At 70.3% G+C, this 22,230-nt stretch carries 21 protein-coding genes, 2 tRNA genes and 1 pseudogene; 15 read left to right on the top strand and 9 right to left on the bottom strand.

Annotation, left to right across the window (positions count from 1 at the left end; translation table 11 throughout):
• Positions 1–54: 54 nt before the first annotated feature.
• Positions 55–1,239 (bottom strand): CBS domain-containing protein, encoded by a 1,185-nt coding sequence (locus tag EXE45_RS07415; RefSeq protein WP_137693951.1) that lies wholly within the window; start codon positions 1,237–1,239, stop codon positions 55–57.
• Positions 1,240–1,322: 83 nt separating this feature from the next.
• On the opposite strand from EXE45_RS07415, the gene EXE45_RS07410 reads away from it, so the two are divergent.
• Positions 1,323–1,703, top strand: coding sequence for a cupin domain-containing protein (locus EXE45_RS07410; protein WP_092919641.1), 381 nt, complete (start codon positions 1,323–1,325; stop codon positions 1,701–1,703).
• 40 nt (positions 1,704–1,743) lie between these two features.
• Here the strand turns inward: EXE45_RS07410 and EXE45_RS07405 are convergent, their stop codons facing one another.
• Both EXE45_RS07405 and EXE45_RS07400 read right to left on the bottom strand, forming a co-directional pair.
• A complete protein-coding gene (locus tag EXE45_RS07405; RefSeq protein WP_092919643.1) occupies positions 1,744–2,547 on the bottom strand; it encodes a succinylglutamate desuccinylase/aspartoacylase family protein in 804 nt (267 codons plus the stop codon).
• A gap of 52 nt (positions 2,548–2,599) precedes the next feature.
• Positions 2,600–3,166, bottom strand: coding sequence for a DUF309 domain-containing protein (locus EXE45_RS07400; protein WP_137693950.1), 567 nt, complete (start codon positions 3,164–3,166; stop codon positions 2,600–2,602).
• Between the two features lie 137 nt (positions 3,167–3,303).
• On the opposite strand from EXE45_RS07400, the gene EXE45_RS07395 reads away from it, so the two are divergent.
• The 7 genes from EXE45_RS07395 (at position 3,304) to EXE45_RS21680 (ending at position 8,946) form a co-directional block, all read left to right on the top strand.
• A complete protein-coding gene (locus EXE45_RS07395; RefSeq protein ID WP_092919647.1) occupies positions 3,304–4,185 on the top strand; it encodes an EamA family transporter in 882 nt (293 codons plus the stop codon).
• Positions 4,186–4,300: 115 nt separating this feature from the next.
• Positions 4,301–5,353, top strand: coding sequence for a HAMP domain-containing sensor histidine kinase (locus EXE45_RS07390; RefSeq protein ID WP_137693949.1), 1,053 nt, complete (start codon positions 4,301–4,303; stop codon positions 5,351–5,353).
• 30 nt (positions 5,354–5,383) lie between these two features.
• A tRNA-Leu gene (locus EXE45_RS07385) sits at positions 5,384–5,467 on the top strand.
• 178 nt (positions 5,468–5,645) lie between these two features.
• Positions 5,646–7,301, top strand: a complete 1,656-nt coding sequence (locus tag EXE45_RS07380; RefSeq protein ID WP_137693948.1) for a CTP synthase — start codon at positions 5,646–5,648, stop codon at positions 7,299–7,301.
• The gene (guaA, locus tag EXE45_RS07375; RefSeq protein WP_137693947.1) at positions 7,302–8,219 is read left to right on the top strand and encodes a glutamine-hydrolyzing GMP synthase; all 918 of its coding nucleotides are present in this window, start codon (positions 7,302–7,304) and stop codon (positions 8,217–8,219) included.
• Positions 8,219–8,584, top strand: coding sequence for a CTP synthetase (locus EXE45_RS07370; protein ID WP_092919655.1), 366 nt, complete (start codon positions 8,219–8,221; stop codon positions 8,582–8,584). The genes guaA and EXE45_RS07370 overlap by 1 nt, the downstream gene beginning before the upstream one ends.
• The gene (locus EXE45_RS21680) at positions 8,581–8,946 is read left to right on the top strand and encodes a glutaredoxin family protein (RefSeq protein ID WP_092919657.1); all 366 of its coding nucleotides are present in this window, start codon (positions 8,581–8,583) and stop codon (positions 8,944–8,946) included. Before EXE45_RS07370 ends, EXE45_RS21680 begins: the two co-directional genes overlap by 4 nt.
• 42 nt (positions 8,947–8,988) lie before the next feature.
• Here EXE45_RS21680 and EXE45_RS07360 read toward each other — a convergent pair.
• A pseudogene (locus tag EXE45_RS07360) lies at positions 8,989–9,168 on the bottom strand (YegP family protein); the annotation flags it as partial.
• Positions 9,169–9,276: 108 nt separating this feature from the next.
• Here EXE45_RS07360 and EXE45_RS07355 point away from each other — a divergent pair.
• From EXE45_RS07355 to EXE45_RS07340, 4 genes are all read left to right on the top strand, one after another.
• Entirely contained in the window at positions 9,277–10,464 is a 1,188-nt protein-coding gene (locus EXE45_RS07355; RefSeq protein WP_199233600.1) for an amidohydrolase family protein, read from the top strand.
• A gap of 515 nt (positions 10,465–10,979) precedes the next feature.
• Positions 10,980–13,160, top strand: a complete 2,181-nt coding sequence (gene ligA, locus EXE45_RS07350; RefSeq protein ID WP_137693946.1) for an NAD-dependent DNA ligase LigA — start codon at positions 10,980–10,982, stop codon at positions 13,158–13,160.
• Between the two features lie 70 nt (positions 13,161–13,230).
• A complete protein-coding gene (locus tag EXE45_RS07345; RefSeq protein ID WP_092919661.1) occupies positions 13,231–14,274 on the top strand; it encodes an ABC transporter ATP-binding protein in 1,044 nt (347 codons plus the stop codon).
• Positions 14,271–15,086, top strand: a complete 816-nt coding sequence (locus EXE45_RS07340; protein ID WP_137693945.1) for an ABC transporter permease — start codon at positions 14,271–14,273, stop codon at positions 15,084–15,086. The genes EXE45_RS07345 and EXE45_RS07340 overlap by 4 nt, the downstream gene beginning before the upstream one ends.
• Positions 15,087–15,494: 408 nt before the next feature.
• Here EXE45_RS07340 and EXE45_RS07335 read toward each other — a convergent pair.
• Positions 15,495–15,568: transfer RNA gene (locus EXE45_RS07335), tRNA-Val, on the bottom strand.
• 61 nt (positions 15,569–15,629) lie between these two features.
• Here EXE45_RS07335 and EXE45_RS07330 point away from each other — a divergent pair.
• From EXE45_RS07330 to EXE45_RS07320, 3 genes are all read left to right on the top strand, one after another.
• Positions 15,630–16,109: a DUF192 domain-containing protein gene (locus EXE45_RS07330; protein WP_092919664.1), complete on the top strand. Its 480-nt coding sequence runs from the start codon at positions 15,630–15,632 to the stop codon at positions 16,107–16,109.
• A gap of 71 nt (positions 16,110–16,180) precedes the next feature.
• Positions 16,181–16,597 (top strand): SHOCT domain-containing protein, encoded by a 417-nt coding sequence (locus EXE45_RS07325; RefSeq protein WP_092919666.1) that lies wholly within the window; start codon positions 16,181–16,183, stop codon positions 16,595–16,597.
• 31 nt (positions 16,598–16,628) lie between these two features.
• Positions 16,629–17,309: a DUF4013 domain-containing protein gene (locus tag EXE45_RS07320; RefSeq protein WP_137693944.1), complete on the top strand. Its 681-nt coding sequence runs from the start codon at positions 16,629–16,631 to the stop codon at positions 17,307–17,309.
• A 50-nt stretch (positions 17,310–17,359) separates the two neighbouring features.
• On the opposite strand, the gene EXE45_RS07315 is transcribed toward EXE45_RS07320, so the two are convergent.
• The 4 genes from EXE45_RS07315 to EXE45_RS07300 form a co-directional block, all read right to left on the bottom strand.
• Positions 17,360–18,505: an ABC transporter ATP-binding protein gene (locus EXE45_RS07315; RefSeq protein ID WP_092919670.1), complete on the bottom strand. Its 1,146-nt coding sequence runs from the start codon at positions 18,503–18,505 to the stop codon at positions 17,360–17,362.
• Between the two features lie 96 nt (positions 18,506–18,601).
• A complete protein-coding gene (locus EXE45_RS07310; RefSeq protein WP_092919672.1) occupies positions 18,602–19,546 on the bottom strand; it encodes a carbohydrate ABC transporter permease in 945 nt (314 codons plus the stop codon).
• Positions 19,543–20,583 (bottom strand): carbohydrate ABC transporter permease, encoded by a 1,041-nt coding sequence (locus EXE45_RS07305; protein WP_092919674.1) that lies wholly within the window; start codon positions 20,581–20,583, stop codon positions 19,543–19,545. Before EXE45_RS07305 ends, EXE45_RS07310 begins: the two co-directional genes overlap by 4 nt.
• A 31-nt stretch (positions 20,584–20,614) precedes the next feature.
• Entirely contained in the window at positions 20,615–21,772 is a 1,158-nt protein-coding gene (locus EXE45_RS07300) for an ABC transporter substrate-binding protein (protein WP_174548991.1), read from the bottom strand.
• Positions 21,773–22,230: the final 458 nt, after the last annotated feature.

Below are 22,230 nucleotides of genomic sequence, written 5' to 3'. Positions count from 1 at the left end.
CGTATATACCCCACGCCGGGACGGACGGCCCGCCGGCGGCGGACGCGCGCGGTTTTAGAGGATTCCGGACCCGTCTTCCGCCCGTTGCCGCCGACCGCTGATGGCGCCCGGCGTGCCGCCCGTCTGGATGATGTTGAACGCGGTCATCAGGTCCGTCCGGGAGATGAGGCCGACGAGCTCGCCGTCGGCGTCGATCACGGGGAGGCGCCCGACGCCGTTCTGTTGCATCGCCTGGAGCGCGCTCAGGGCGTCGGCGTCGGGGTCGACCCCGACGACGTCCGTCGCCATCACGTCGTCGACGCGGTAGGCGTCGCGCTCGACCTCCTTGACCGACCGCGCGTCCTCCAGCGTCACCATCCCGACGAGGTCGTCGCCGTCGAGGACCGGATAGCCCGTGTGGCGCTCCTCGAACATCCGACTCATCAGGTCGGCGACGGAGGTGTCCTCAGTCACGGTGTGGAGGTCCTCGCGTGGCGTCATCACGTCGGTGACGGTGACGCCCTCGAAGGCGGCCTTCAGCGTCGTCTGTTGGGCCTCGCCGGAGGCGGCGACGTAGACGAAGAAGGCCAAGACGATGAGCAGTAGCTGGAAGGTGAACAGGCCGACGATCCCCATCAAGAACGCGAACACCTTCCCCACGGAGGCGGCCCGCTGGGTCGCCTGCGCGTGCGGCTGGTTCCGCGCGAGGAGCGCCCGGAGAACCCGGCCGCCGTCCATCGGGAACGCGGGGAGCATGTTGAAGACGGCGAGGACGACGTTCAGCAGCGCGAGGTAGCCGAAGACGAAGCGGACGGCGTCGGAGCCGCCCGCCCCGACGAGGACGACCCCGTAGCAGGCGACCCCGACCGCGACGCTGACGAGCGGGCCGGCGATCGCGATCCAGAACTCGTGTCTCCAGTCCTCGGGGAACTCGGCGAAGCTGGCGAGTCCACCGAGCAGCCACAGCGTGATCGACTCGATCTCGTAGCCGTAGCGCATCGCGACCAGCGAGTGGCCGAACTCGTGGAGCAACACGCCGACGAACAGCCCCACCGCGGCCGACAGCCCGAGGATCCACGGCGTGTTGCCGGCCGCGACCGCGCCGGCGTCGATCCCGAGCCCGGCGGTCTCGTTCATCACCTCGGCGATGGTGCCGACCTGTCCGCCGATGAGGTACGCGAAGAGGGGTAAGACGAGCAGAAAGGTCCAGTTGAGCCGGATCGGGATGCCGAACGCGCTGCCGACCTTGATTCCACGCATGTCCCCGGATTCGGACGGTGACCCGTTAAGTCACCGGGTTCGGTCGGTGATCGGTTAAATAGGCGGCCCTCCTCATGACGCCTATGAGCGACACAGACCACGCCGGTCCGGTCGTGAAGCGCGGCGAAGACGTCTCGTACGAACCCGTCGACGCCGCCGAGGGGCTCTCGAAGGGTGTCCTCGTCGACGAGTCGGACGGCGCGCCGACCTTCGCGATGCGGCGGTTCGAGCTCGCGCCCGGCGCCGCCGTCCCGCGACACACCAACGCGGTCGAACACGAGCAGTACGTCCTCGCCGGCGAGTACGTCGTCGGCATCGGCGACGAGGAGCACGCCGTCTCGGCCGGCGACGCCCTCCTCATCCCCGCGGGCGTCGAACACTGGTACCGAAACGCGGGCGACGAGGCCGGCGCGTTCATCTGCGCGGTGCCGAACGGCGACGACGCGATCGAACTCGTCGAGTAGCTACTCCGGCGTCCCGACCGCGCTCGACGTGGCGCGCCGGCTACTCTAGCGTCCCGACCCGGTCGGCGACGTAGCCGAACTGGTCGCGGTAGCCGTTCGGCGACAGCAGCACGGGGTAGAAGGGCTCGTCGGCGAGCAGGGGTTCGCCGTCGGCGGCCGCGAACCGTTCGCCGGACTCGACGCGCTCGAAGTTGCGCGCGAACACCTCGTACGCCTCCGCGTCGGGCTTCGGGATCCGCTCGCGGAGCCGGAACACCGAGACGTCCTCGCGGCCGCCGGCGTCCACCACGTCGTCGGCCCCTGGCGCGGAGATGGCGCCGGTCGCGGCGAGGAACGCGCGAGCCAGCCAGTAGGCGTTGTCGGCGGCGGTCTCGGAGCCCTGGAGTCCGGCCTCCACTTCGAGCGTGTGCGGGTGTTCGATGAGCCGGCCCTCCGTGAACGCGTCGGTCTGGATCACGGCGTCGACCGGGAGGTGGGGCGCGACCGCGCGGGTCACCTCGTCCATCGAGTCGATGACGGCGAACGGCTCCGCGTACGACTGCGTCGAGTGGATCGCGAGGGTCGTACACCCCGCCAGCGCGTCGATCAGGTCGGCCGCGAGCCGCACCTCGTGGGCCGCCGCGTCGCGGTTGCCCGGGAACACCCGATTCAGGTCGGCGTCGAGGTAGCGCTCGCCGGCCGCGAGGGCCTCCTCGTTGGCGACGATCAGCCGCACCGGGCGCTCGGGGGCGAGGTCGGCGCCGAGCAGGCGCTCGACGGCGCGGGCGCCGCAGGGCTCGTCGCCGTGGATCGCGCCGACCACGGCGACCTCGGGCTCCCCGTCGCCCAGGTCGTGAATCTCCATACGACTCACAGGCCCGCGGCGGATAAGTGGCGTTCGGTCGGCGGCGACCCCCTCAGCCCCCCTCGTCCACCCGCTCCGCGTACTCGTAGTCGGCCGGGTAGGCGGGCGGCCGCGCGTCGTCGAGCGTGATCCGCCACCCGTCGACCGCGCTCGGGTCGTCGAGCGCGGCCCGGAGCGTCTCCCGGACGTCTTCGACGTCGACGCCGTAGAAGTCGCCCGGGACGCCGTCGAGGTACCGGAGGGCCGTCTCGAACAGCGACCGCATCCCGTCGTCGTTCTCGAAGTCGGCGCGCTTGTACGCCCCGGCGGCGACCTGGACCATCCCGTGGAGGAAGGCGCTCTCGACCGTCCCGCTGCCGTAGTTGTACCACTCGCTTTCGAAGCAGTCGTGGCTCTCGTGGTAGGCGCCGTCGTTGAACAGCCGGACTCCGTGCTCGGTCGCGCGCCGCAGCGTCGCGTGCTCCCAGTACCCGCCGACCACCTGCGCGTCGGACGGGCCGCCCGCCGACCCGTCCTCATCGCCCACCGCGGACGAGTCCGGGGCGTCGCCGCCAGCGTGCCACCCGGTCGGGTCCCCGAGCGGCGGGGCGACGCCCGGGTCGCGGGTGTGGTCGTCCATGTGCGCGGCGTTCGCGCGGGAGCGACCTAACCGTTTCGCGGCGGGGGCCGCCCGCTCGCCTCGCGCCGGCGACCGGCCGACCGGGTCCGGAGACGGATCGAACCCTTCTTTCCCCCGGTCGCGCTCGGGGCGAACGAATGGACGCCGGACTCCTCGCCGCGCTCGGCGCCGCCGTCGTCTGGGGCGTGTACCTCTTCGTCCTGAAGCGCGCCTTCTCCGGGTACTCCCCCGCCGCGCTGACGGTGGCGATCAACGCCGCGGCGCTCGGCTGGTTCCTCGCCGCGACCGGCCTCACCGTCGGCTTCGGCGACGCCGCGGCCGGCCTGGCCGGGCTCCTCGACCCCCGGCGGTTCGCCGTCGTCGCCGTCACGACCCTCGGGACGGCCGCGGCGTTCGTCCTCTTCCTGCGCGCCATCGACGAGGGTGCCGTGTCGTACGTCGCGCCGATCAACAAGGTCGTCCCGATGTTCGTCCTCCCGCTGGAGGTCGGACTGCTCGGACAGGTGTTGGCGCCGGTCCAAGTCGCGGGCGTCGTCGTCACCACGCTCGCGGTGTACGTCGCGAACTACGAGCCGGGCGGCTTCTTCGCGCCGTTCGCGCGGGCCGCCCGCTCGCGGCCGGCGCAGCTGGCGCTCGCGAGCGCGGCCTGCTACGCGGTCGCCGACGTGGGCAAGCGGGTGGCGCTCCAGGAGCTCGCGATCCCCGGCACGCTGTGGGTGCCCCTGCTGCTCGTCGGCGTCGCGGTCGTGCTGCTCCCCGCGGCGCTCCGGAGCTCCTTCGAGGCGACCCGCCGGGACGCCCCGAAGTTCCTCGCGGCCGGCGCGCTCGTCGCGCTGGGCGAGCACCTGACGACGGTCGCGTTCGCGGCGCTGCCCGCGAGCGTCGCCTCCCCGGTGATCAACACGCAGGCGATCGTCGCGGTCGTCCTCGGCGGCGTGCTGCTCGGCGAGCGACACTTCCGGCTCCGGCTCGCCGCGGCCGTCCTCGCGGTCGTCGGCGTCGCGATGATCGCGGGGTAAGGCGGTCGCGGGGAGTCGCGACCGGGCGACCCGCGCGGGCAGAGGGGTACTCGCCTCGACCGCTACGCCTGCCGCCACCCGAGAGACACTTGACCGTCCGGCCCGTACCGATCGTATGAACTCCTCGCCGGAGTCGAGCCCGATCGACCACGCCGAGTCGATCGTGAACGCCCTCGGCGACGGCGCGTACGTCCTCGACGCCGACCGGAACCGCGTGTTCGTCAACGACCGCCTCCGCGAGGTGACCGGGTTCGACCAGGCCGTCCTCCACGCGAAACACCCGGAGCGGCTCGTCGAGAAGGGGTACTGGAGCGCCGAGACGGGCGACCGCTACCGGGCGGCGGCCGACCGCGTCCTCGGCGGCGAGGCCGACGACGAGCGCGTCCAGCTCACGACGACGCTCGCGGACGGCCGCGAGATCACCACCGAGACGCGGCTGACCCCAATCGAGCGGGACGGATCCGTCGTCGGCGCGGTCGGGGTCATCCGCGACGTCACCGACCGGGTCCAACGCGAGCGCGAGCTGAAACGGCTCAACGAGCGGCTCGAACGCCTCGCCGGCTTCCTCTCGCACGACCTCCGGAACCCCCTGTCGGTCGCCCGCGGCTACGTCGACCTCGCGCGCGAGACCGGCGACACCGAGCGGTTGGCCGCCGCCGAGGGCGCGTTCGGCCGGATCGAGTCGATGATCGACGAGGCGCTGGTGATGGCCCGCGACCCGGACGAGGTGGAAACCGCGGACGCCGCGGTCGACCTCGCGGAGCTCGCGGCGGACTGCCTGGAGTCGGGCGACCCCGGCGACCAGCCGGCCGACGCCGACCTCGTCGTCGACGACCCCGGACCGGTGGCCGGCGACCCGACGCTGCTCCGACGCGCCGTCGGGAACCTCATCGGCAACGCCTTCGAGCACGGCGACGACGACGTCACGGTCCGGGTCGGGATCGACGACCGCGGGGTGTACGTGGCCGACGACGGTCCGGGGCTGCCGGCCGACGAGCGGGATCGCGCGGCACTGACCGACTTCGGCGTCTCGCCCCGGGGCGGCACCGGGATCGGCCTCGCCATCGTCGAGCGCGTCGCGGCCGCGCACGGCTGGACGCTCGACGTCGACGAGTCCGCGTCGGGCGGGTTCCGCGCGACGCTGGTCGGCGCGGAACCGACGAAATAAAGGGGGGCCCGAGCCAACGCCAGTCCGCGTGCGAGGGTAGCCAAGCCCGGAAACGGCGGCGGATTCAAGCTCCGCTCCTGTAGAGGTCCGTGGGTTCAAATCCCTCCCCTCGCATGAGCGCGCCCACAGCGCGTACATGCGGAAGACGCTCTCGGAGCGCTCTTCCCTCGCGAAAATTCACTCGAACGCGACCAGCGACGGCTATTCGTCTCAGTCGTCGCGAAACGACACGAACGTCCATCCGAAACGGAGGGTCCGAAACGGTTTTGCCCCGGCCTGCCGGACGGTCGATATGCCAGCAGATCCCGACACGGGGTACGACCCCTCGCTGGGTCGGAAGTTCGTGTTCGTCACGGGCGGGGTGATGTCCGGGCTGGGCAAGGGCATCACCGCCGCCAGCACCGGGCGCCTCCTCGCCAACGCGGGCTTCGACGTCACCGCCGTGAAGGTGGACCCGTACCTCAACGTCGACGCCGGGACGATGAACCCGTACGAGCACGGCGAGGTGTACGTCCTCAAGGACGGCGGCGAGGTCGACCTCGACTTGGGCAACTACGAGCGCTTCCTCGGCACCGACATGACGTTCGACCACAACGTCACCACGGGGAAGACGTACCAGCACGTCATCGAGCGCGAGCGCGCCGGCGACTACCTCGGCAAGACCGTCCAGATCATCCCGCACGTCACCGACGACATCAAGCGCCGGATCCGGGAGGCCGCCGAGGGCTCGGACGTCTGTCTCGTCGAGATCGGCGGGACCGTCGGCGACATCGAGTCGATGCCGTTCCTCGAGGCCCTCCGCCAGTTCGCCCACGAGGAGGACGACGAGGACATCCTCTTCACGCACGTCACCCTGGTCCCCTACTCGAAGAACGGCGAGCAGAAGACGAAGCCGACCCAGCACTCCGTGAAGGAGCTGCGTTCGATCGGGCTCCAACCGGACGTCCTCGTCGGACGGTCCGAGGACCGGTTGGAGCCGGAGACGAGAGAGAAGATCGCCCTGTTCTGCGACGTGCCCACCGAGGCCGTCTTCTCGAATCCCGACGTGGAGGACATCTACCACGTCCCGCTGATGGTCGAAGACGAGGGGTTAGACGAGTACGTGATGGAGCGCCTCGACCTCGTCGACGAGGCGCTCCCGGAGGGCGAGCGCTCGACGGAGTGGCGCGATCTGGTCACGCGCGACCGCGAGGAGGAGATCGACGTGGCGCTCGTCGGCAAGTACGCCCTCGAAGACGCGTACATGTCGATCCACGAGGCGCTGAAACACGCCGGCATCCAGACCGGCACGGAGGTGAACGTGCTGTGGGTCGACGCCGACGAGACGCGGGCGGAACACGAGCAGCGGCTCGCGGAGGCCGACGCCGTCGTCGTCCCCGGCGGCTTCGGCTCCCGCGGGACGGACGGGAAGATCGAGGCGGTCCGCTACGCCCGGGAGAACGACGTGCCGTTCCTCGGGCTCTGCTTGGGCTTCCAGATGGCGGTCGTCGAGCACGCGCGCAACGTCCTCGGGCTGACCGGCGCCCACTCCGCGGAGATCGACCCCGACACGTCCCACCCCGTCATCGACCTGCTCCCCGACCAGTACGAGACGGAAGACATGGGAGGGACGATGCGGCTCGGCGCCCACGAGACCGCCATCGAACCCGACACGCTCGCGGCCGAGGTGTACGGCGCCGACGCCTGCACCGAGCGCCACCGCCACCGCTACGAGGTGAACCCCGAGTACATCGACGCCTTAGAGGCGGACGGCCTCGTCTTCTCCGGGCGCGCCGACAACCGGATGGAGATCCTCGAACGCCCGGACCACCCGTTCTTTTTCGGGACGCAGGCGCACCCCGAGTTCCGGTCGCGGCCGGACCGCGCGAGCCCGCCGTTCGTCGCCCTCGTCGAGGCGGCGCTGGGATCGACGGACACAACCGAGCGGAACGCGGACGTGAGGCTATAGATGGTCGAGACGGACGAGTTCATCGCGGAGGCGAAAGCGGAGATCCGGGAGGCGATCGGCGACGCGAACGCCGTGATCGCCCTCTCGGGCGGGGTCGACTCCTCGGTCGCGGCGACGCTCGCGTACGAGGCGGTCGGCGACCAGCTCACCCCCGTCTACGTCGACACGGGGCTGATGCGGAAGGGGGAGACCGAGGAGATCCGCGACACGTTCGAGTTCATGGAGTCGCTGCGGGTGATCGAAGCCCAGGACCGGTTCTTCGACCGCCTCGAAGGCGTCACGGACCCGGAGGAGAAGCGCCACGTCATCGGCGAGGGGTTCATCGACGAGTTCGAGACCGTCGCGCGCGACGTCGACGCCGACTACCTCGTTCAGGGGACGATCTACCCCGACCGCATCGAGTCGGAGGGGAACATCAAGTCGCACCACAACGTCGGCGGGCTCCCCGAGGTCGTCGACTTCGAGGGGATCGTCGAGCCCGTGCGAGACCTCTACAAGGACGAGGTGCGCGAGGTGGCCCGCGCGCTCGGCCTCGAGGAGATCATCTCCGAGCGCATGCCGTTCCCCGGGCCCGGGCTCGCCGTCCGGATCGTCGGGGAGGTGACCCCGGAGAAGGCGGCCGTCGCCCGCGAGGCGACCCACGTCGTCGAGGCGGAGCTCGAGGAGTACGACCCGTGGCAGGCGTTCGCCGCGGTCCTCGGCAAGGCGACCGGCGTCAAGGGAGACAACCGCGTCCACGGCTGGGTGGTCGCCGTGCGCTCCGTCGAGAGCCGCGACGGGATGACCGCCCGCGCGCAGGAGCTCGACTGGAACACGCTCCAGCGGATCCAGAGCCGGATCACCGGCGAGAACGAGGACGTGGCGCGGGTCGTCTACGACGTGACCCACAAACCGCCCGCGACGATCGAGTACGAGTGATGGCGGACCGGCTACTCGCGGTCGTCGCCGGCCCGGACGAGCGCGGCCTCGGCGAGGAACTGGCGGCGCTGGGCGTCGAGGTCGCTCGCGTCGACGGGCTCGTCACGGCGGCGAAACTCGAGGACGCGGGGATCGGCGGCGCCGGCCTGTTCGTCCTCACCGACGTGGAGGAGGCGACCGGGATCCCGATCGCCAAGGAGCTGAACTCCGACGTTCGGATCGTGACGTACGCGACCCGATCGCTGCCGGAGTTCGTCGCGACCGTCGCGGACCTCGCGGTCGACCCCGCGCTGCTGGACGCCGCGACGGTCGCCGAGGAACTGACCGGCGACGCGGAACCGAACGACGCCGAGACCGAGCCGTGACCGGGGACGATTCGACCGCCGACGCGGACGCGGCCGAGGACGACCCGGCCGACGACGCGGACGCGGCCGAGGACGACCTCACCGCCGACGGCGGGGAAGACGCCCCCGCGACGGTCCCTCTCACCCTCTACACCCGCGAGGACTGCTCGCTGTGCGTCGTCGCCCGCGAGACGATCGAGTCGGTCGCGGCCGACCTCGACGGCGTGCGGGTCGCCCTCGACGTGGTCGACGTGGACACCGACCCCGAGCTCGCCGACGAGTACGGCGAGCGCGTCCCGTACGTCCTCGTCGACGGGAACCCGGCGTTCAAGTACGAGATCGAGGAGCGCGACCTGCGGCTGAAGCTCTTAGCGGCGACCTGAGTCCGAAAAAGCGCGCCGCGGACGGGAGTTCGGCGGCGCGGACTACTGCTCGACCGTCTCCGCGCCGGGCGCGTTCGCCTTCACGCGGGTCACGGCCTCAACGGCGTTCGACCGGGAGGCGTACCCCTCGCCGGAGTCGGCGAGGACGTTGCCGTTGCGGTGGCGGAGCCGCCAGCGCCACTCCGCGGCGGCGTCGCGGTACACCTCGAACGCCGCGGGATCGATCCGGAGGTAGTTCATACAGTCGTGGCGGACGTCGCGGTCCCCGCCGTCCGCCGCCCGACTACCGCGACCCGAGCGTTTACCACGCGGACGCTCCCTCGTAGTCGTATGTATGTACTGCGAGGCGGTCGCGTGGCGGACGCCGCGGGGACCCGCGAGGCCGACGTGGCGGTCGCGGACGGCGAGGTCGTCGCGGTCGGCGAGCCGGGGGCGGTCGACGACGCGCTGGCGGCCCTCGGCGACGATGGGGAGCCGACCGAGGTCGACGCCGACGGGCAGGTCGTCGCCCCCGGGCTGATCGACGCGCACGTCCACGTGATGATGGACGGACGGCCGGACGTCTCGACCGCGGTATCCGACAGCGACTACACCGCGAGCTATCGGGCCGCGAGCAACCTCGAATCGGCCGTCTCGGCCGGCGTCACGACCGTCCGCGACCTCGGGAGCCGGGGGACGCTCGCGCTCGACGCGGGCGAGGCGGTCGCCGCCGGCGACATCGACGGCCCGCGAGTGCTCGCCTGCGGCCGCAACGTGATCATGACCGGCGGCCACGGCAACTGGTTCGGCCGCGAGGCCGACGGCCCCGCGGAGGTGCGGAAGGCGGCGCGCGAGCAGCTGAAGGCGGGCGCGGACGTGCTCAAGTGTATGGCCACCGGCGGCGTCCTCACCGAGGGCGCGGTGACGGGCGCCCCCGAGCTCAATCCCGAGGAGCTGGCCGCGTTCACCGACGCGGCCGCCCCGACCGACACGCCCACCGCGGCTCACGCCCACGGCGAGGAGGGAATCAAGAACGCCGTCGAGGCCGGCATCTCCAGCGTCGAACACGGGACGTTCATGGACCGCGAGGCCGCCGAGATGATGGCCGAGCGCGGCACCTACTGGGTGCCGACCGCGAGCGCGCTCCGCGGCATCGTCGACAACGGCGTCGAGGCCGGCATCCCCGAGGACGCCGTCGCGAAGGCCGAGGACGCCGCGGACCGCTTCGACGACGCGTGGGACCACGCGCTGGAGGCCGGCGTCCCGATCGCGATGGGCACCGACGCGGGCACCCCGTTCAACTTCTTCGAGGAGATCCCCGGGGAGATGGCGCACATGGTCGAGTACGGGCTCTCGCCGGAGCGGGCGCTGGAGGCCGCCACCGTCAACGCCGCCGACCTGCTCGGACTCGACGACGTGGGGCGCGTCGAGGAGGGGTACGCGGCGGATCTGGTCCTTCTCGACGCCGACCCGAACGAAGACGTCGAGGCGTGGCGGGAGCCGGACGCGGTGTTCGCGCGCGGTGAACGCGTAGAATAGGGAATCCGGTTCGGCTGCGGGCCTTATAAATAGCCGAGCAGCGTCGCAGTCGGGGATTTATAAAAGAACGGCGATTCTGCGGAGAACGCTTCGAAAATTCCAGTCGCTCGTTTATAAATAACCGACAATAGATCGACGGCGAACACCGCCAAAGCCCCAGTCGCGAGGGCGTCGCACGCTCGCTGTGCTCCTCACTCGGTCGCTCACTCCGTTCGCTCCCTCATTGCGGTGCTTGCGTCGCCTGCGACGCCCTCGCGACTGCCCCTTTGAGTCCCGCCCCGCACGGCACCGCACAGCGCCCCACGCCTCCCCAGCCTCGCCGCTCACGCCCTACGGGCGTTCGCGGCGTCCCTCGCGCGTGCTCCTCGCGGCCGCCTTCGGCGGCCACTCGGAGGCACGCGCCGACCGCACCGCGCGTTCATTTAAAAATTGTCTCGGCGCCGCCGATCTGCGCACCCGACCGCGAAGCGAGTCGAACGGTCGCTTTTAACCCGAGCCGACGCAAGGGTCGGTCGATGACGAGCGCGCAATCCGGGTCGTCGACCCGGCACGCGGACCCGAACGAGAACCCCTACGTCGAGGACCCGCCGACCGACTTCGACCCGGTCGACGACCTCGCAGAGACCGAGGCCGCCGAGCAGGCCGAACTGCTCCGGGCGGCCGTCCGCGAGCACGACCACCGGTACTACGTCGAGGCCGATCCCCTCATCTCCGACGAGGCGTACGACCGGCTGTTCGCCCGGCTTCGGGACCTCGAAGACGCGTTCGACCTGCCGACCGAGAACTCCCCGACGCGGCAGGTCGGCGGCGAGCCGCTCGACGCGCTGGAGACGGTCGAACACGTCGCGCCGATGCGCTCGATCGACAACGACACCGACGCCGCGGCGGTCCGCGAGTTCGACGAGCGCGTCCGCGAGGGGCTGGCCGACGCGGCCCGGTCCGGCGACCTCCCCGGGTTCGACCCCGACGACCTCGCGTACGTCTGCGAGCCGAAGTTCGACGGCCTCTCGATCGAGGTGATATACGAGGACGGCGCGTACGTCCGCGCGGCCACCCGCGGCGACGGCCGCGAGGGCGACGACGTCACCGAGCAGGTCCGGACGATCGGCTCGGTGCCCGGCCGCCTGCGCGGCGACGACCACCCCGAGCGCCTCGCCGTTCGCGGGGAGGCCTACATGCCCAGAGACGCCTTCGAGGCGTACAACGACGAGCTGATCGAGCGGGGCGAGGAGCCGTTCGCGAACCCGCGCAACGCCGCGGCCGGCACGCTCCGCCAACTGGACCCGTCGGTCGTCGCCGAGCGCCCCCTCGACGTCTTCTTTTTCGACGTGCTCGCGTGGGAGGCCGGCGACGGGGGCCCGGAGCGCCCCCCGCGCCACCGCGACGCGCTCGACGCGTTCGAGTCGCTCGGACTCCGCCGGAACGACCGGGTGAAGACCGTCGACGACGTCGAGGCCGCGATCGAGTACCGCGACGAGATACTGACCGCCCGCGACGACCTGAACTACGCGGTCGACGGCGTCGTGATCAAGGTCGACGCCCTCGCGCACCGCGAGGCGCTCGGCGCCACGTCGCGCGCCCCGCGCTGGGCGTTCGCCCACAAGTTCCCCCCGCGGACCGCGACGACGACCGTCGAGGGGGTCACGGTCCAGGTCGGCCGCACCGGGCGGCTCACGCCCGTCGCGGAGCTCGATCCCGTCGACGTCGGCGGCGTCACCGTCTCGCGGGCGACGCTCCACAACCCCGCCGAGATCGAGGCGCTCGGCGTCAACGTCGGTGACCGCGTCCGGATCTACCGCGCGGGCGACGTGATCCCGTACGTCCCGGAGGTCGTCGAGAAGCGCAGCGAGGGAGCCTACCAGTTCCCCGACGCCTGTCCCGTCTGCGGCGCCGAGATCGAGCGCGACGGCCCGCTCGCGTTCTGTACCGGCGGGCTCGGCTGTTCCGCGCAGTTAGAGCGCGCGGTCGAACACTGGGCGCGCCGCGACGCGCTCGACGTCGAGGGGCTCGGGCCGGAGCGGGTCGAACAGCTCCGCGAGGCCGGCCTCGTCGAGTCGCTGCCGGACCTGTACGACCTGACCGTCGACGACCTCGCCGCGCTGGATGGGTGGGGCGAGACGAGCGCCGAGAACCTGGTCGCGGAGCTCGACGCGACCCGGAACCCGTCGCTCGACGACTTCCTCGCCGGGCTGGGGATCCCCGACGTGGGCGCGACGACCGCCCGGGCGCTCGCCGCGCACTTCGGGACGCTCGACGCCCTCCTCGACGCCGACGAGGCGGCCCTCCGCGAGGTCGACGACGTGGGCCCCGAGGTGGCGGAATCGATCCGGACGTTCCTCGACACCGAGGAGAATCGCGCCGCCATCGAGGGGCTCCGCGAGCGCGGCGTCGACCCCGAGCCGTTCGAGACCGACGCGCCCGACGGACCGACCGACGCGCTCGACGGCCTCACCTTCGTGTTCACCGGATCGCTGTCGGTGACCCGCGGCGACGCACAGGCCCACGTCGAGGCGCACGGCGCGAACGCCACGTCGAGCGTCTCCGGGAACACCGACTACCTCGTCGCCGGCGAGGACCCAGGGCGATCGAAGCGCGACGACGCGGCCGCCGAGGACGTGCCGGTCGTCGACGAGGACGGGCTCGCCGACCTGCTCGCGGAGCGCGGCGTGGCGTGGCCGCCGGAGGGGGGCGAGTAGCGCCGCGACGCGCGGGCGACGCTCGCTCCGACCCGCAATCCTTTATCAGGTGACGCCGGAACCGAGTGGTATGACCGCTATCGAACTGCGGGGCGTGACCAAGGAGTTCGCCGACGTCACGGCCGTTCGCGACCTCGATCTCACCGTCGAAGACGGCGAGGTGTACGGGTTCCTCGGCCCGAACGGTGCGGGCAAGTCGACGACGATCGACGTGCTCCTCGATCTCGTCCGCCCGACCGCCGGGGCGGTCCGCGTCCTCGGCGCCGACGTCGCGACCGACGGGGTCGATATCCGACGGCGGACCGGCGTGCTACCTGACGGCTTCTCGGTGTACGACCGGCTCTCCGGGCGGAAACACGTCGAGTTCGCCGTCGAGTCGAAAGCGGCCGACGACGACCCGGACGCCCTGCTCGACCGCGTCGGCCTCGCCGGCGCCGCGGACCGCGCCGCCGGCGAGTACTCGAAGGGGATGCGCCAGCGACTCGCGCTGGCGATGGCGCTCGTCGGCGACCCCGACCTGCTGATCCTCGACGAGCCCTCCTCCGGCCTCGACCCGGCCGGCGCCAAGGAGATGCGCGAGATCGTCCGCGCGGAGGCCGACCGCGGCGCCACCGTCTTCTTCTCCTCGCACATCCTCGAACAGGTCGACGCCGTCTGCGACCGCGTCGGCATCCTCCGCGACGGCGAACTCGTCGCCGAGGACTCCGTTGAAGGCCTCCGCGAGGCCGTCGGCGGCGAGGAGACCTTAGAGGTCGCGGCCGCGGGTGCCGACGACGACGCGGTGGCGGCGGTCCGCGCGCTCGCCGGCGTCTCCGGCGTCTCCCGCGACGGCGACGAACTGGTGGTGAACTGCGCGAGCGACGCCAAGACCGACGTCATCGCCGCCCTGGAGGACGCCGGCGTCGCGGTCGACGACTTCCACACCCGCGAGGCCTCGCTCGAGGACCTCTTCCTGGCGTACACGGAGGGGGACGCGGCGGAGCGCGACGCCGACGCCGCCGATTCCGATTCTGCCTCGACGGAACCCGATCCGGCGCACGACGAGCCGGACGCGGCCGACGACGCCGGTCCGCCGCACGATGATTCGGACGCGACCGAGGGGGTGGACCGATGAGCCTCACGGCCGTCGCTCGGAAGGACTTCCAGGAGACGGTCCGGTCGCGCGGGATGCTCGTCCTCGTGGCGCTGTTCTCGCTGCTCGTCTCGGCGTTCGCGTTCGCCGTACGGCCCACGGGCGGGAGCGAGCAATTCGCGACCGAACTGCTGTTGAGCGTCTTCATCGGCCCCTTCCTCGTCACGACGCTCGTCCCGCTCGTCGGGGTCGTCGTCGGCTACGACGCTGTCAGCGGCGAGCGCGAGTCCGGATCGCTGAAGCTGCTCTTATCGCTCCCGCACTCGCGGGCCGACGTGGTCCTGGGGAAGGTCGCCGGCCGCGGCGCGGCGCTCGCGCTCGCGGTGTTCGCCGGGTTCCTGCTGCCCGCGCTGGTGTTGATCGTCGCCCCGGTCGTGTTCAACGCCGGCGCGTTCCTCGGCTACACCGTATTCGCGGCCGCGCTCGGCGTCGCGTTCGTCGCCATCGCTGTCGGCTGTTCGGCCGCGTCCGCGACCCAGCGCCGGGCGCTCATCGGGGCCGTCGCGATATACGTCCTCTTCGTGCTGCTGTGGGGCGCTATCACCGGCCGGCTGGTCGGGGCCGCCGGTCCCGTCGTCGACGCACTTCCGCTGTCGGCGGCGCAGCTCCGGGTGTTCCTCCGGGTCTCGAACCCGACGACCGCGGTCGAGGTGCTGTCGACCGCGTTCCTCGGCGAGCAGCTGTTCAGCGGTAACTCCGCGAACCAGCAGCTCTCGGCCGCTGCGATGTTAGTGTTCTGGACGCTCGCGCCGCCGCTCGCCGGGCTGCTGAAGTTCGACGCGGACGACCTGTAACGGACCGCCTCACGGGGTTGCTCGCGACGGCGAAGTGGGCTCGGGCGGGTTCGAACCTCACTCACTCCGCTCGCTTCGCTCGCTTCGTTCCCTGCTTCGAACCCGCCTCAAACATTCACAGCGGCGCCGCTCACGAGTTGTTCGCGGCGCCGACAGTGGGCTCGGGCGGGTTCGAACCGAAATCGGACGTGCTCGCTCCTTCGTCGCTGCGCGCGACCGATAGGGTTCGACCGCCCTCGCAGACATTTCTGTGACTCACTTCGTTCGTCCCAGAAATGGGCTCGGGCGGGTTCGAACCGAAGAAAGACGGTCGTCTCGCTTCGCTCGACGCTGCGTCTTTCAGGGTTCGAACCGCGCCCTCAGACAGTCACGACGGCGCCGCTCACGATGTGTTCGCGGCGCCGATAGTGGGCTCGGGCGGGTTCGAACCGCCGATCTCAGCCTTGTAAAGGCCGCGTCATAACCAGCTAGACCACGAGCCCTCACCCGTTTGAACCCGCCGAGAGCGGAAAACGATTTCCTTCCGCGACGCGAACCCCGACCGTGAACCGCCGCCTCGTCGGTGTCGCGGCCGCGCTCGCGCTGATCGCCGTCGCCGGACTCGGCGCCGCCGCCGCGAACCCGACCCTCCTGATCACCGGCTACGACACCGCCACGGTCGAGGCCGTCGACGGCGAGACGGGCGAGACGCTCGCGACCGTCGAGGCCCGGGTCGCGGACGGGTTCGTGAAACGGTACGTCGGCCTCTCCGCGACCGACGATCTCGACGCTGGCGAAGGGATGTTGTTCGTCCACGCCGACGCCGCGGAGCGCGCCTACGTGATGCGCGACATGGCGTTCCCGCTCGACATCGTCTTCGCCGATGCCAACGGGACCGTCACGACGATCCACGAGGCGGCGCCGGAGTCGCGACCGCTCACTCGCTACGAGGGCACCGGCCGGTACGTCCTCGAAGTCCCGCGCGGATGGAGCGAGCGCCACGGCGTCGAGCCGGGCGACAGGCTGGTGATCGACCGGTCGTGAGCCCGACCGCCGCGGGCCGCCGCCGGCCCGCCGACGAAACCGCTTTCCCGCTCGCAGTCGTCGCCACGACCATGACCGGACTTCCCCGCCGGATCGCGTGGAACCTCCGCCACCGCTGGCGGCGGGTGTTCGCGCTCTGCGTCGTCGGCGCCGGCGTCGCCGCCCCCCTCCTCACCGGCCTCTGGTGGCTCCTCCCGCTCGTGTGGTTCTTCGGCCTCTTCATCGTGCTACCCGTCCTCCACACGCTGACGAAGCCACTTCCGGACGACGGGACGGACGGCTCCCGAGCGGCATCCGACGACCCCGCGCTCGACGCCCTCCGAGAGCGCTACGCGCGCGGCGATATCGACGAACGCGAGTTCGAGCGTAAGCTCGACCGCCTCCTGGAGACCGAGGACGCCGAGACGGTGACCGATCCGCCCGACGGCGACGTTACAGACCGCGTCCGCAAGGGGATTCGAACCGAGATGGAGCGGCTCCGCGAATGACCGCTCGACGGCTTCCGTCGGGGGGCGACTGATGTTCGTCGAGGCCCTCCGGTACCCGTTCGCGGACCGAACGCGGCTCGACGGCACCGCGAAGTGTCTCGCGGCGCTGCTGCTCGGCGGCGCGCTGCTCCGGACGGCGGCGGGGCTCTGGCCCGACTGGGCGCTGCTGGTCCCGCTCCTGCTCGCCGTCGGTCCCCTCGTCGCGTTCCTCGGACTCGTCGGCGGCGTGCTCGCGGGAGAGGGGTTCCGACCGGTCGCGACGGCCGCGACGGCTCGGCTCGGCGGGCGCCTGCTCGGCGTCGGCGCCGTCTACCTCTCTCCGGCGGCTGTCACCGTCGCCGCCGTCAGCTACCTCGTCGCGCGGGGGACGGTCCCGAGCGCGCTGAGCGGCGTGACGATCGCGACGCTCGCGACCGTCGCGCTGCTCGTCACGGTCGTCTGCGCGTACCTCTTCCCCTCCGCGGCCGCGATGAGCGTGCGGAACGGGCTTCGTGCCGGCCTCGATCGGGACGCGATCCGCGGGACGGCCTCGAGTTCGTACTTCCTCGCGTGGGTCGGCGCGACCGTCCTCGTCGTCGTCGCGTGGACCGCGCTGGCGGCGACGGCCGAGCGGAGCGTCGCCGCGCTCCTCGTCCTCGCGTGGACCGCGTACGCCCACGTCGCCGCCGCGGCGCTGCTCGCCGAGGGCGTCGGTCGGACGAAGTACTGGTGAGCGCCGGAGCGAGCGCGAGCATCGAAACGGCGGCGACGACCCACGCCGAGTCAGAGGTCGATCTGCGCGGCCGCGTCCTCCATCGACCGGTTGTGGAGCGCTTCTCCCGTGGCGCGGTCGAAGACGTGGATCGCGTCCTCCGGGACCCGCGCGGTCACCGTGTCGCCCTCGCTAACGCGGTTGAACCCGTCGATGGTCGCGACGAGCGTCGCCGCGGTCTCCGGGTCCGCGTCGGGATCGAAGTGGAGGTACACCGTGTTCTCGTCGCCCATCGGCTCGACGACGTCGACGGTCGTCTCGAACGCGTGCTCGCCTCCCTCGTCGACGAGCTCGACCGCCTCGGGGCGGATCCCGAGCCTGAGGTCGGTCACGCCGCCGAGGTCCGACTGAACCGACTCGTCGATCGAATACTCGAATACCTCGCCGACGAGCCGATCTCCCTCGAGCGTCACGTCGAAGAAGTTCATCGACGGCTCGCCGAGGAAGCTCGCGACGAACTGGTTTGTCGGCTCGTGGTAACACTCCAGCGGCGTCGCGACCTGCTGGAGCTCGCCGCCGTCGAGGATGGCGATCCGATCGCCCATCGTCATCGCCTCGGTCTGGTCGTGGGTGACGTACACGGTCGTCACGCCGAGGTCGTTCTGGAGCCGCTGGAGCTCGGTACGCATCTCCGCGCGGAGCTTCGCGTCGAGGTTGCTGAGCGGCTCGTCCATCAGGAACACCTCGGGATCGCGCACGATGGCGCGGCCGAGGGCGACGCGCTGCTGTTGGCCGCCCGAGAGGTCGCTCGGCTTCCGGTCGAGTAGGTTCGAAATGCCGAGCATCTCGCCGGTCTCCGAGACCATCCGGTTGATCTCGTCGTCGGGGAGGTCCGTCGACTCCTCGAGTCCGAACGACATGTTCTGCCGGACGCTCATATGCGGGTAGAGCGCGTACGACTGGAACACCATCGCGATGTCTCTGTCCTGCGATTTCACGTCGTTGACGACGCGGTTATCGATGCTGAGCGTGCCGGACGTGATCGTCTCGAGGCCGGCGACCATCCGGAGCGTGGTAGACTTCCCGCAGCCGGACGGGCCGACGACGACGAGGAACTCGCCGTCGTCGATCGACAGCGACACGTCGTCGACCGCGACGATCTCCTCGTCGCCGTCCTGGAACGTCTTCGTTATCGAGTCGAGTTCAAGCGTTGCCATATCTTTGTGTTGTGGTCGGTGTCGAGTGGTCGGTCGCGCGCCGCGTCGCGTCTGCTCCCCAGTGGTCGCCGTCGCCGGACGAGGGGCGCGTCCGGGTCACGCCGCCACCCCCTCGGCGAACTCCTCGCCGAAGAAGATGTACACCGCCAGCGTCGGCAGCGCCGCGAAGAACGCCCCGGCCATCCGGAGCGCGAAGTCCTGCCCCTCAAGCGAGGTCCCGAGCCCGGCGAGGATCAACACGACGGGCGCGGCCGGGCTCGACTCCGTCGAGACGAGCACCAGCGTGAAGAGGAGGTCGTTCCAGATCTGGGTAAACTGATAGATCAGGACGACGGCGAACATCGGTCCCGACAGCGGGAGGACGATCCGCCGGTACACCCGACGGAGCGTCGCCCCGTCCAGGCGGGCCGACTCGATCATCTCGTCGCTCATCGTCTTGTAGTACGTCCGGAACAGGAGCGTACAGATCGGGATCCCGTAGGCGACGTGGGTGATCACCAGTTCGATGATGCCGGCGTAGTCGTCCGGGACGCCGAGCGCCCAGACGAACGACAGCGTCTGGGTGAGCTGGACCCACTGCGACCAGAACTGGGTCAGCGGCACCAGCACGGCCTGATACGGGATGAAGATCCCGGCGATGATGAGCATGAGCACCACCGCCTTGTACGACTGCTTCCACGTCGGGATCGTCAGCCCGTACGCGGTGACGCTCCCGACGAACGCCGAGATCACCGTCGCGGGCACGGCGTACAGCAGGCTGTTCCCCATGCCGCGCAACAGGGCGTCGATCGCCGCCTGCCACTTCTCGAAGGTGAGCCCGGACGCCCCCGGCGGAGCGAACGGCGCCGTCTCGATGATCGCGGTACCGGTCTTGAACGACGTCACCAGCCCGGACTCGATGGGAACGAGGTAGAACGCCGCCGCGAAGATCAGGACGACGTACAGCCCGGCGTCTTCGACCGTCGTCTGGTCGAGGGTCCGCCGCAGTCGCGCTGTCGTCGTCATCGTACCCCCGTCGGTTCTGGGTTCCGTGTCGCTCATAGGTTGTTCCTCCGGTATTCGTACACGAGATAGGGGCCGATGACGCTGAGCGCCATCCCGAACAGGACGATGGCGATCGCCGACCCGTACGCCCAGTTGAGGTTCGCGTACGCCTCACGCACCATCTTCGTCGCGAGGATGTCGGCGCCGTTCGGCGGCCGGTACCCCCCGACAAGCGAGTAGAGGAAGTCGAAGGCCTTCATCCCGAACACCATCAGCACGACGGCGGCGCTGATCGTCGCGCCCTTCAGCTGGGGAATGATCACGCGCCAGTACATCTTCAGGGCCGACGCGCCGTCGACCTTGGCCGCCTCGTAGTGTTCTGTCGGAATCGCGCGGAGCCCGGCGAGGTACACGACCATCGCGTACCCCGAGAACTGCCACATCAACGCGAAGATGATCGCGTAGAGGACGATGTCCTGGTTGCCGAGCCAGCTTATCGGGCCGAGTCCGAACGTCCCGATGAGGTTGTTGGCGATCCCGTTGTTGTAGTTGTAGATCCACAGCCAGAACTGGGCCGTCACCACGAACGAGAGGCTCATCGGGAGGAGGTAGATCGTCCGGAACGTGTTCTCGAACCGGATCCCCCTGTCTATCAGGATCGCCAACACGAGACCGACGATGAGCGTCCCCGCGGTGAACGCGATCAGCAGGATGAGCGTGTTGACCGCGGCGTCGATGAACCCGGAGTCCGCGAGCGCCCGGGTGTACATCTCGAAGTCGAGGTCCGAGTAGTCCGGCGCGTTCTCGAAGCGCTGGTAGTCGGTCAGCGAGATCAGCAGGTTCCAGATGACCGCACCGTAGACGAACAGCCCCATCAGCAGGAACGGCGGGAGCCAGAAGACGGACGACTCCATGAAGTCGCTTCCGAAGCGCCGATCCAGGCTCGCCTTGAGACGGGTCGTCACGTCACGGTCCGGCTCCGCCGGCGGTTCGGCCGCGGGGCCGTCGGTCACGACGCCGCCGTCGGCGCGGACCCCGCCGTCGTCTGGGTTAGCCTCGTCGTCCCCCGAGGAGGGCCTGATCGTCCGGTACAATCGACGATAAAAATCCAGCATCGCGTGGATTTCAGTTCGACACCGCGTCCAGGAAGCCCGTCGTCGCCGCGTCGACGTTGTACGGGCCGGTGAACTCCGAGGAGATGACCTCGTTGAGCGCGGTCATCGTCTCGGAGGGGACGCCCAGCCCGTGCTGGAGGTTCGGCGGTCGGTACTCCGCGTTCGCGAAGTCCTCGGCCGTCTCCTGGAGGTACGGACCGAACTCCTCCATGCTCACGTCGGTCCGGGTCGGGATCGACCCCTTGTACTGGTTGAACGCGATCTGGGCCTCCGGGCTGCCGACGAACGCCTCCCAGGTCTTCGAGGCCTCGGGCGTCGGGTTGTTCGCCGGGTAGAGGAACGAGTCGAAGTGGAGCGTGTACATGCCCTCCGTGCCGGGGAACGTCTTGAAGCCCCAGTCGTCCTCGTAGGCGAAGTCCTCGGCGTTCCGGAACGCGCCCGCCGCCCAGTTGCCCTGGTGGATGAAGGCGGCGTTGCCGTTGATGATGTTCTGGTTCGACTCGGTCAGCCCGATCGAGGACGCGTCCTCGCTGATGTGGTTCTCCAGCATCTCCGCGGTCCGCTCGAACGCGGCGCGAACGGCGCTCTCGGAGCCCTCGCCGTTGAGGAAGTCCATGTACGGCTGGTAACCGTTCTCACCGAGCATCACGGCACCCCACAGCTGGGTCGTCGTCCAGGTGCCGGACATCCCGTGCGTCATGGGAACCGCGTCCGTCTCGCTAGCGACCGTCTCGAACGCGTCGATGAGCGCCGAGGGGCTGTTCAGCGAGTCGACGTCGATCCCGGCGTCCTCGACGACGGAGACGTTGTAGAACAGGCAGTTCAGTCGGTGGGAGCCGAGCGGCACGGCGCGGTAGCTGCCGTTCTGCTGGTGGAGGTCGATGGCCTCGTCGACCATCACCTCCTCGAAGTTGTTCTGCTCCCAGACGTCGTCGACGCTACCGAGGACTCCCTCGTAGCGGAGGAGGTTCGGGCCGGGCCAGTTGGCGAACGACCCCGGCGGGTCGTCGCTCTGGAGCCGGTTCGCGACCACGGCGTCGAGGTTCTGGTTACCGCCGCCGCCGATGGGGTTCATTTCGAGGCCCGTGTCGGGGTGGGCCTCGTTGAACGCCTCCTCGAGCGCCTCGGCCGCCGCCGCCCCGTCGCCGCCGGTCCAGCCGTGAAGCACTTCGACCGGGTTACCGGAACCGCCGCCGCCGTTACTGCCGTTACCGCCGCCGCCACCGCCGCCGGAACAGCCGGCGATCCCCACGGTCGCGAGGCTCCCGGCGCCGGCCACGTAGTGGCGACGGGTGAGTCTGTTCTCCGAATCGGCTCCGTTGTCACGTGACATGTACTCACCGGTTTGGCTGGCCAGTACTTAACGATTGATGTTCATTTACTCAAAATACTATTAAAAACTCAAGAAGCGTTTCCCCGGCCTAGACGGACTCTCCGCTCGTATGAATCCGTTAAAATCCGTTTCGGTCGGTGCTCGGCGGCTCCTTTCTAAACGATTGGCACGGGGACGATCGTAACGAAATAACCGACCGGCGGTTCCGGTTCGGGTGCGCTCCCGGCTCCGCGACCGAGACGAACGGCACCGTTTCGGCGCGCGACCGACCGATTCTTGAGCGCGCGGCCCCG

Source organism: Halorubrum sp. SP9 (genome assembly GCF_005435015.1).
GTDB classification, from domain to species: domain Archaea; phylum Halobacteriota; class Halobacteria; order Halobacteriales; family Haloferacaceae; genus Halorubrum; species Halorubrum sodomense.
Note: the sequence above shows the minus strand (reverse complement) of the source record. Positions and strands in the feature narration are given on the sequence as shown.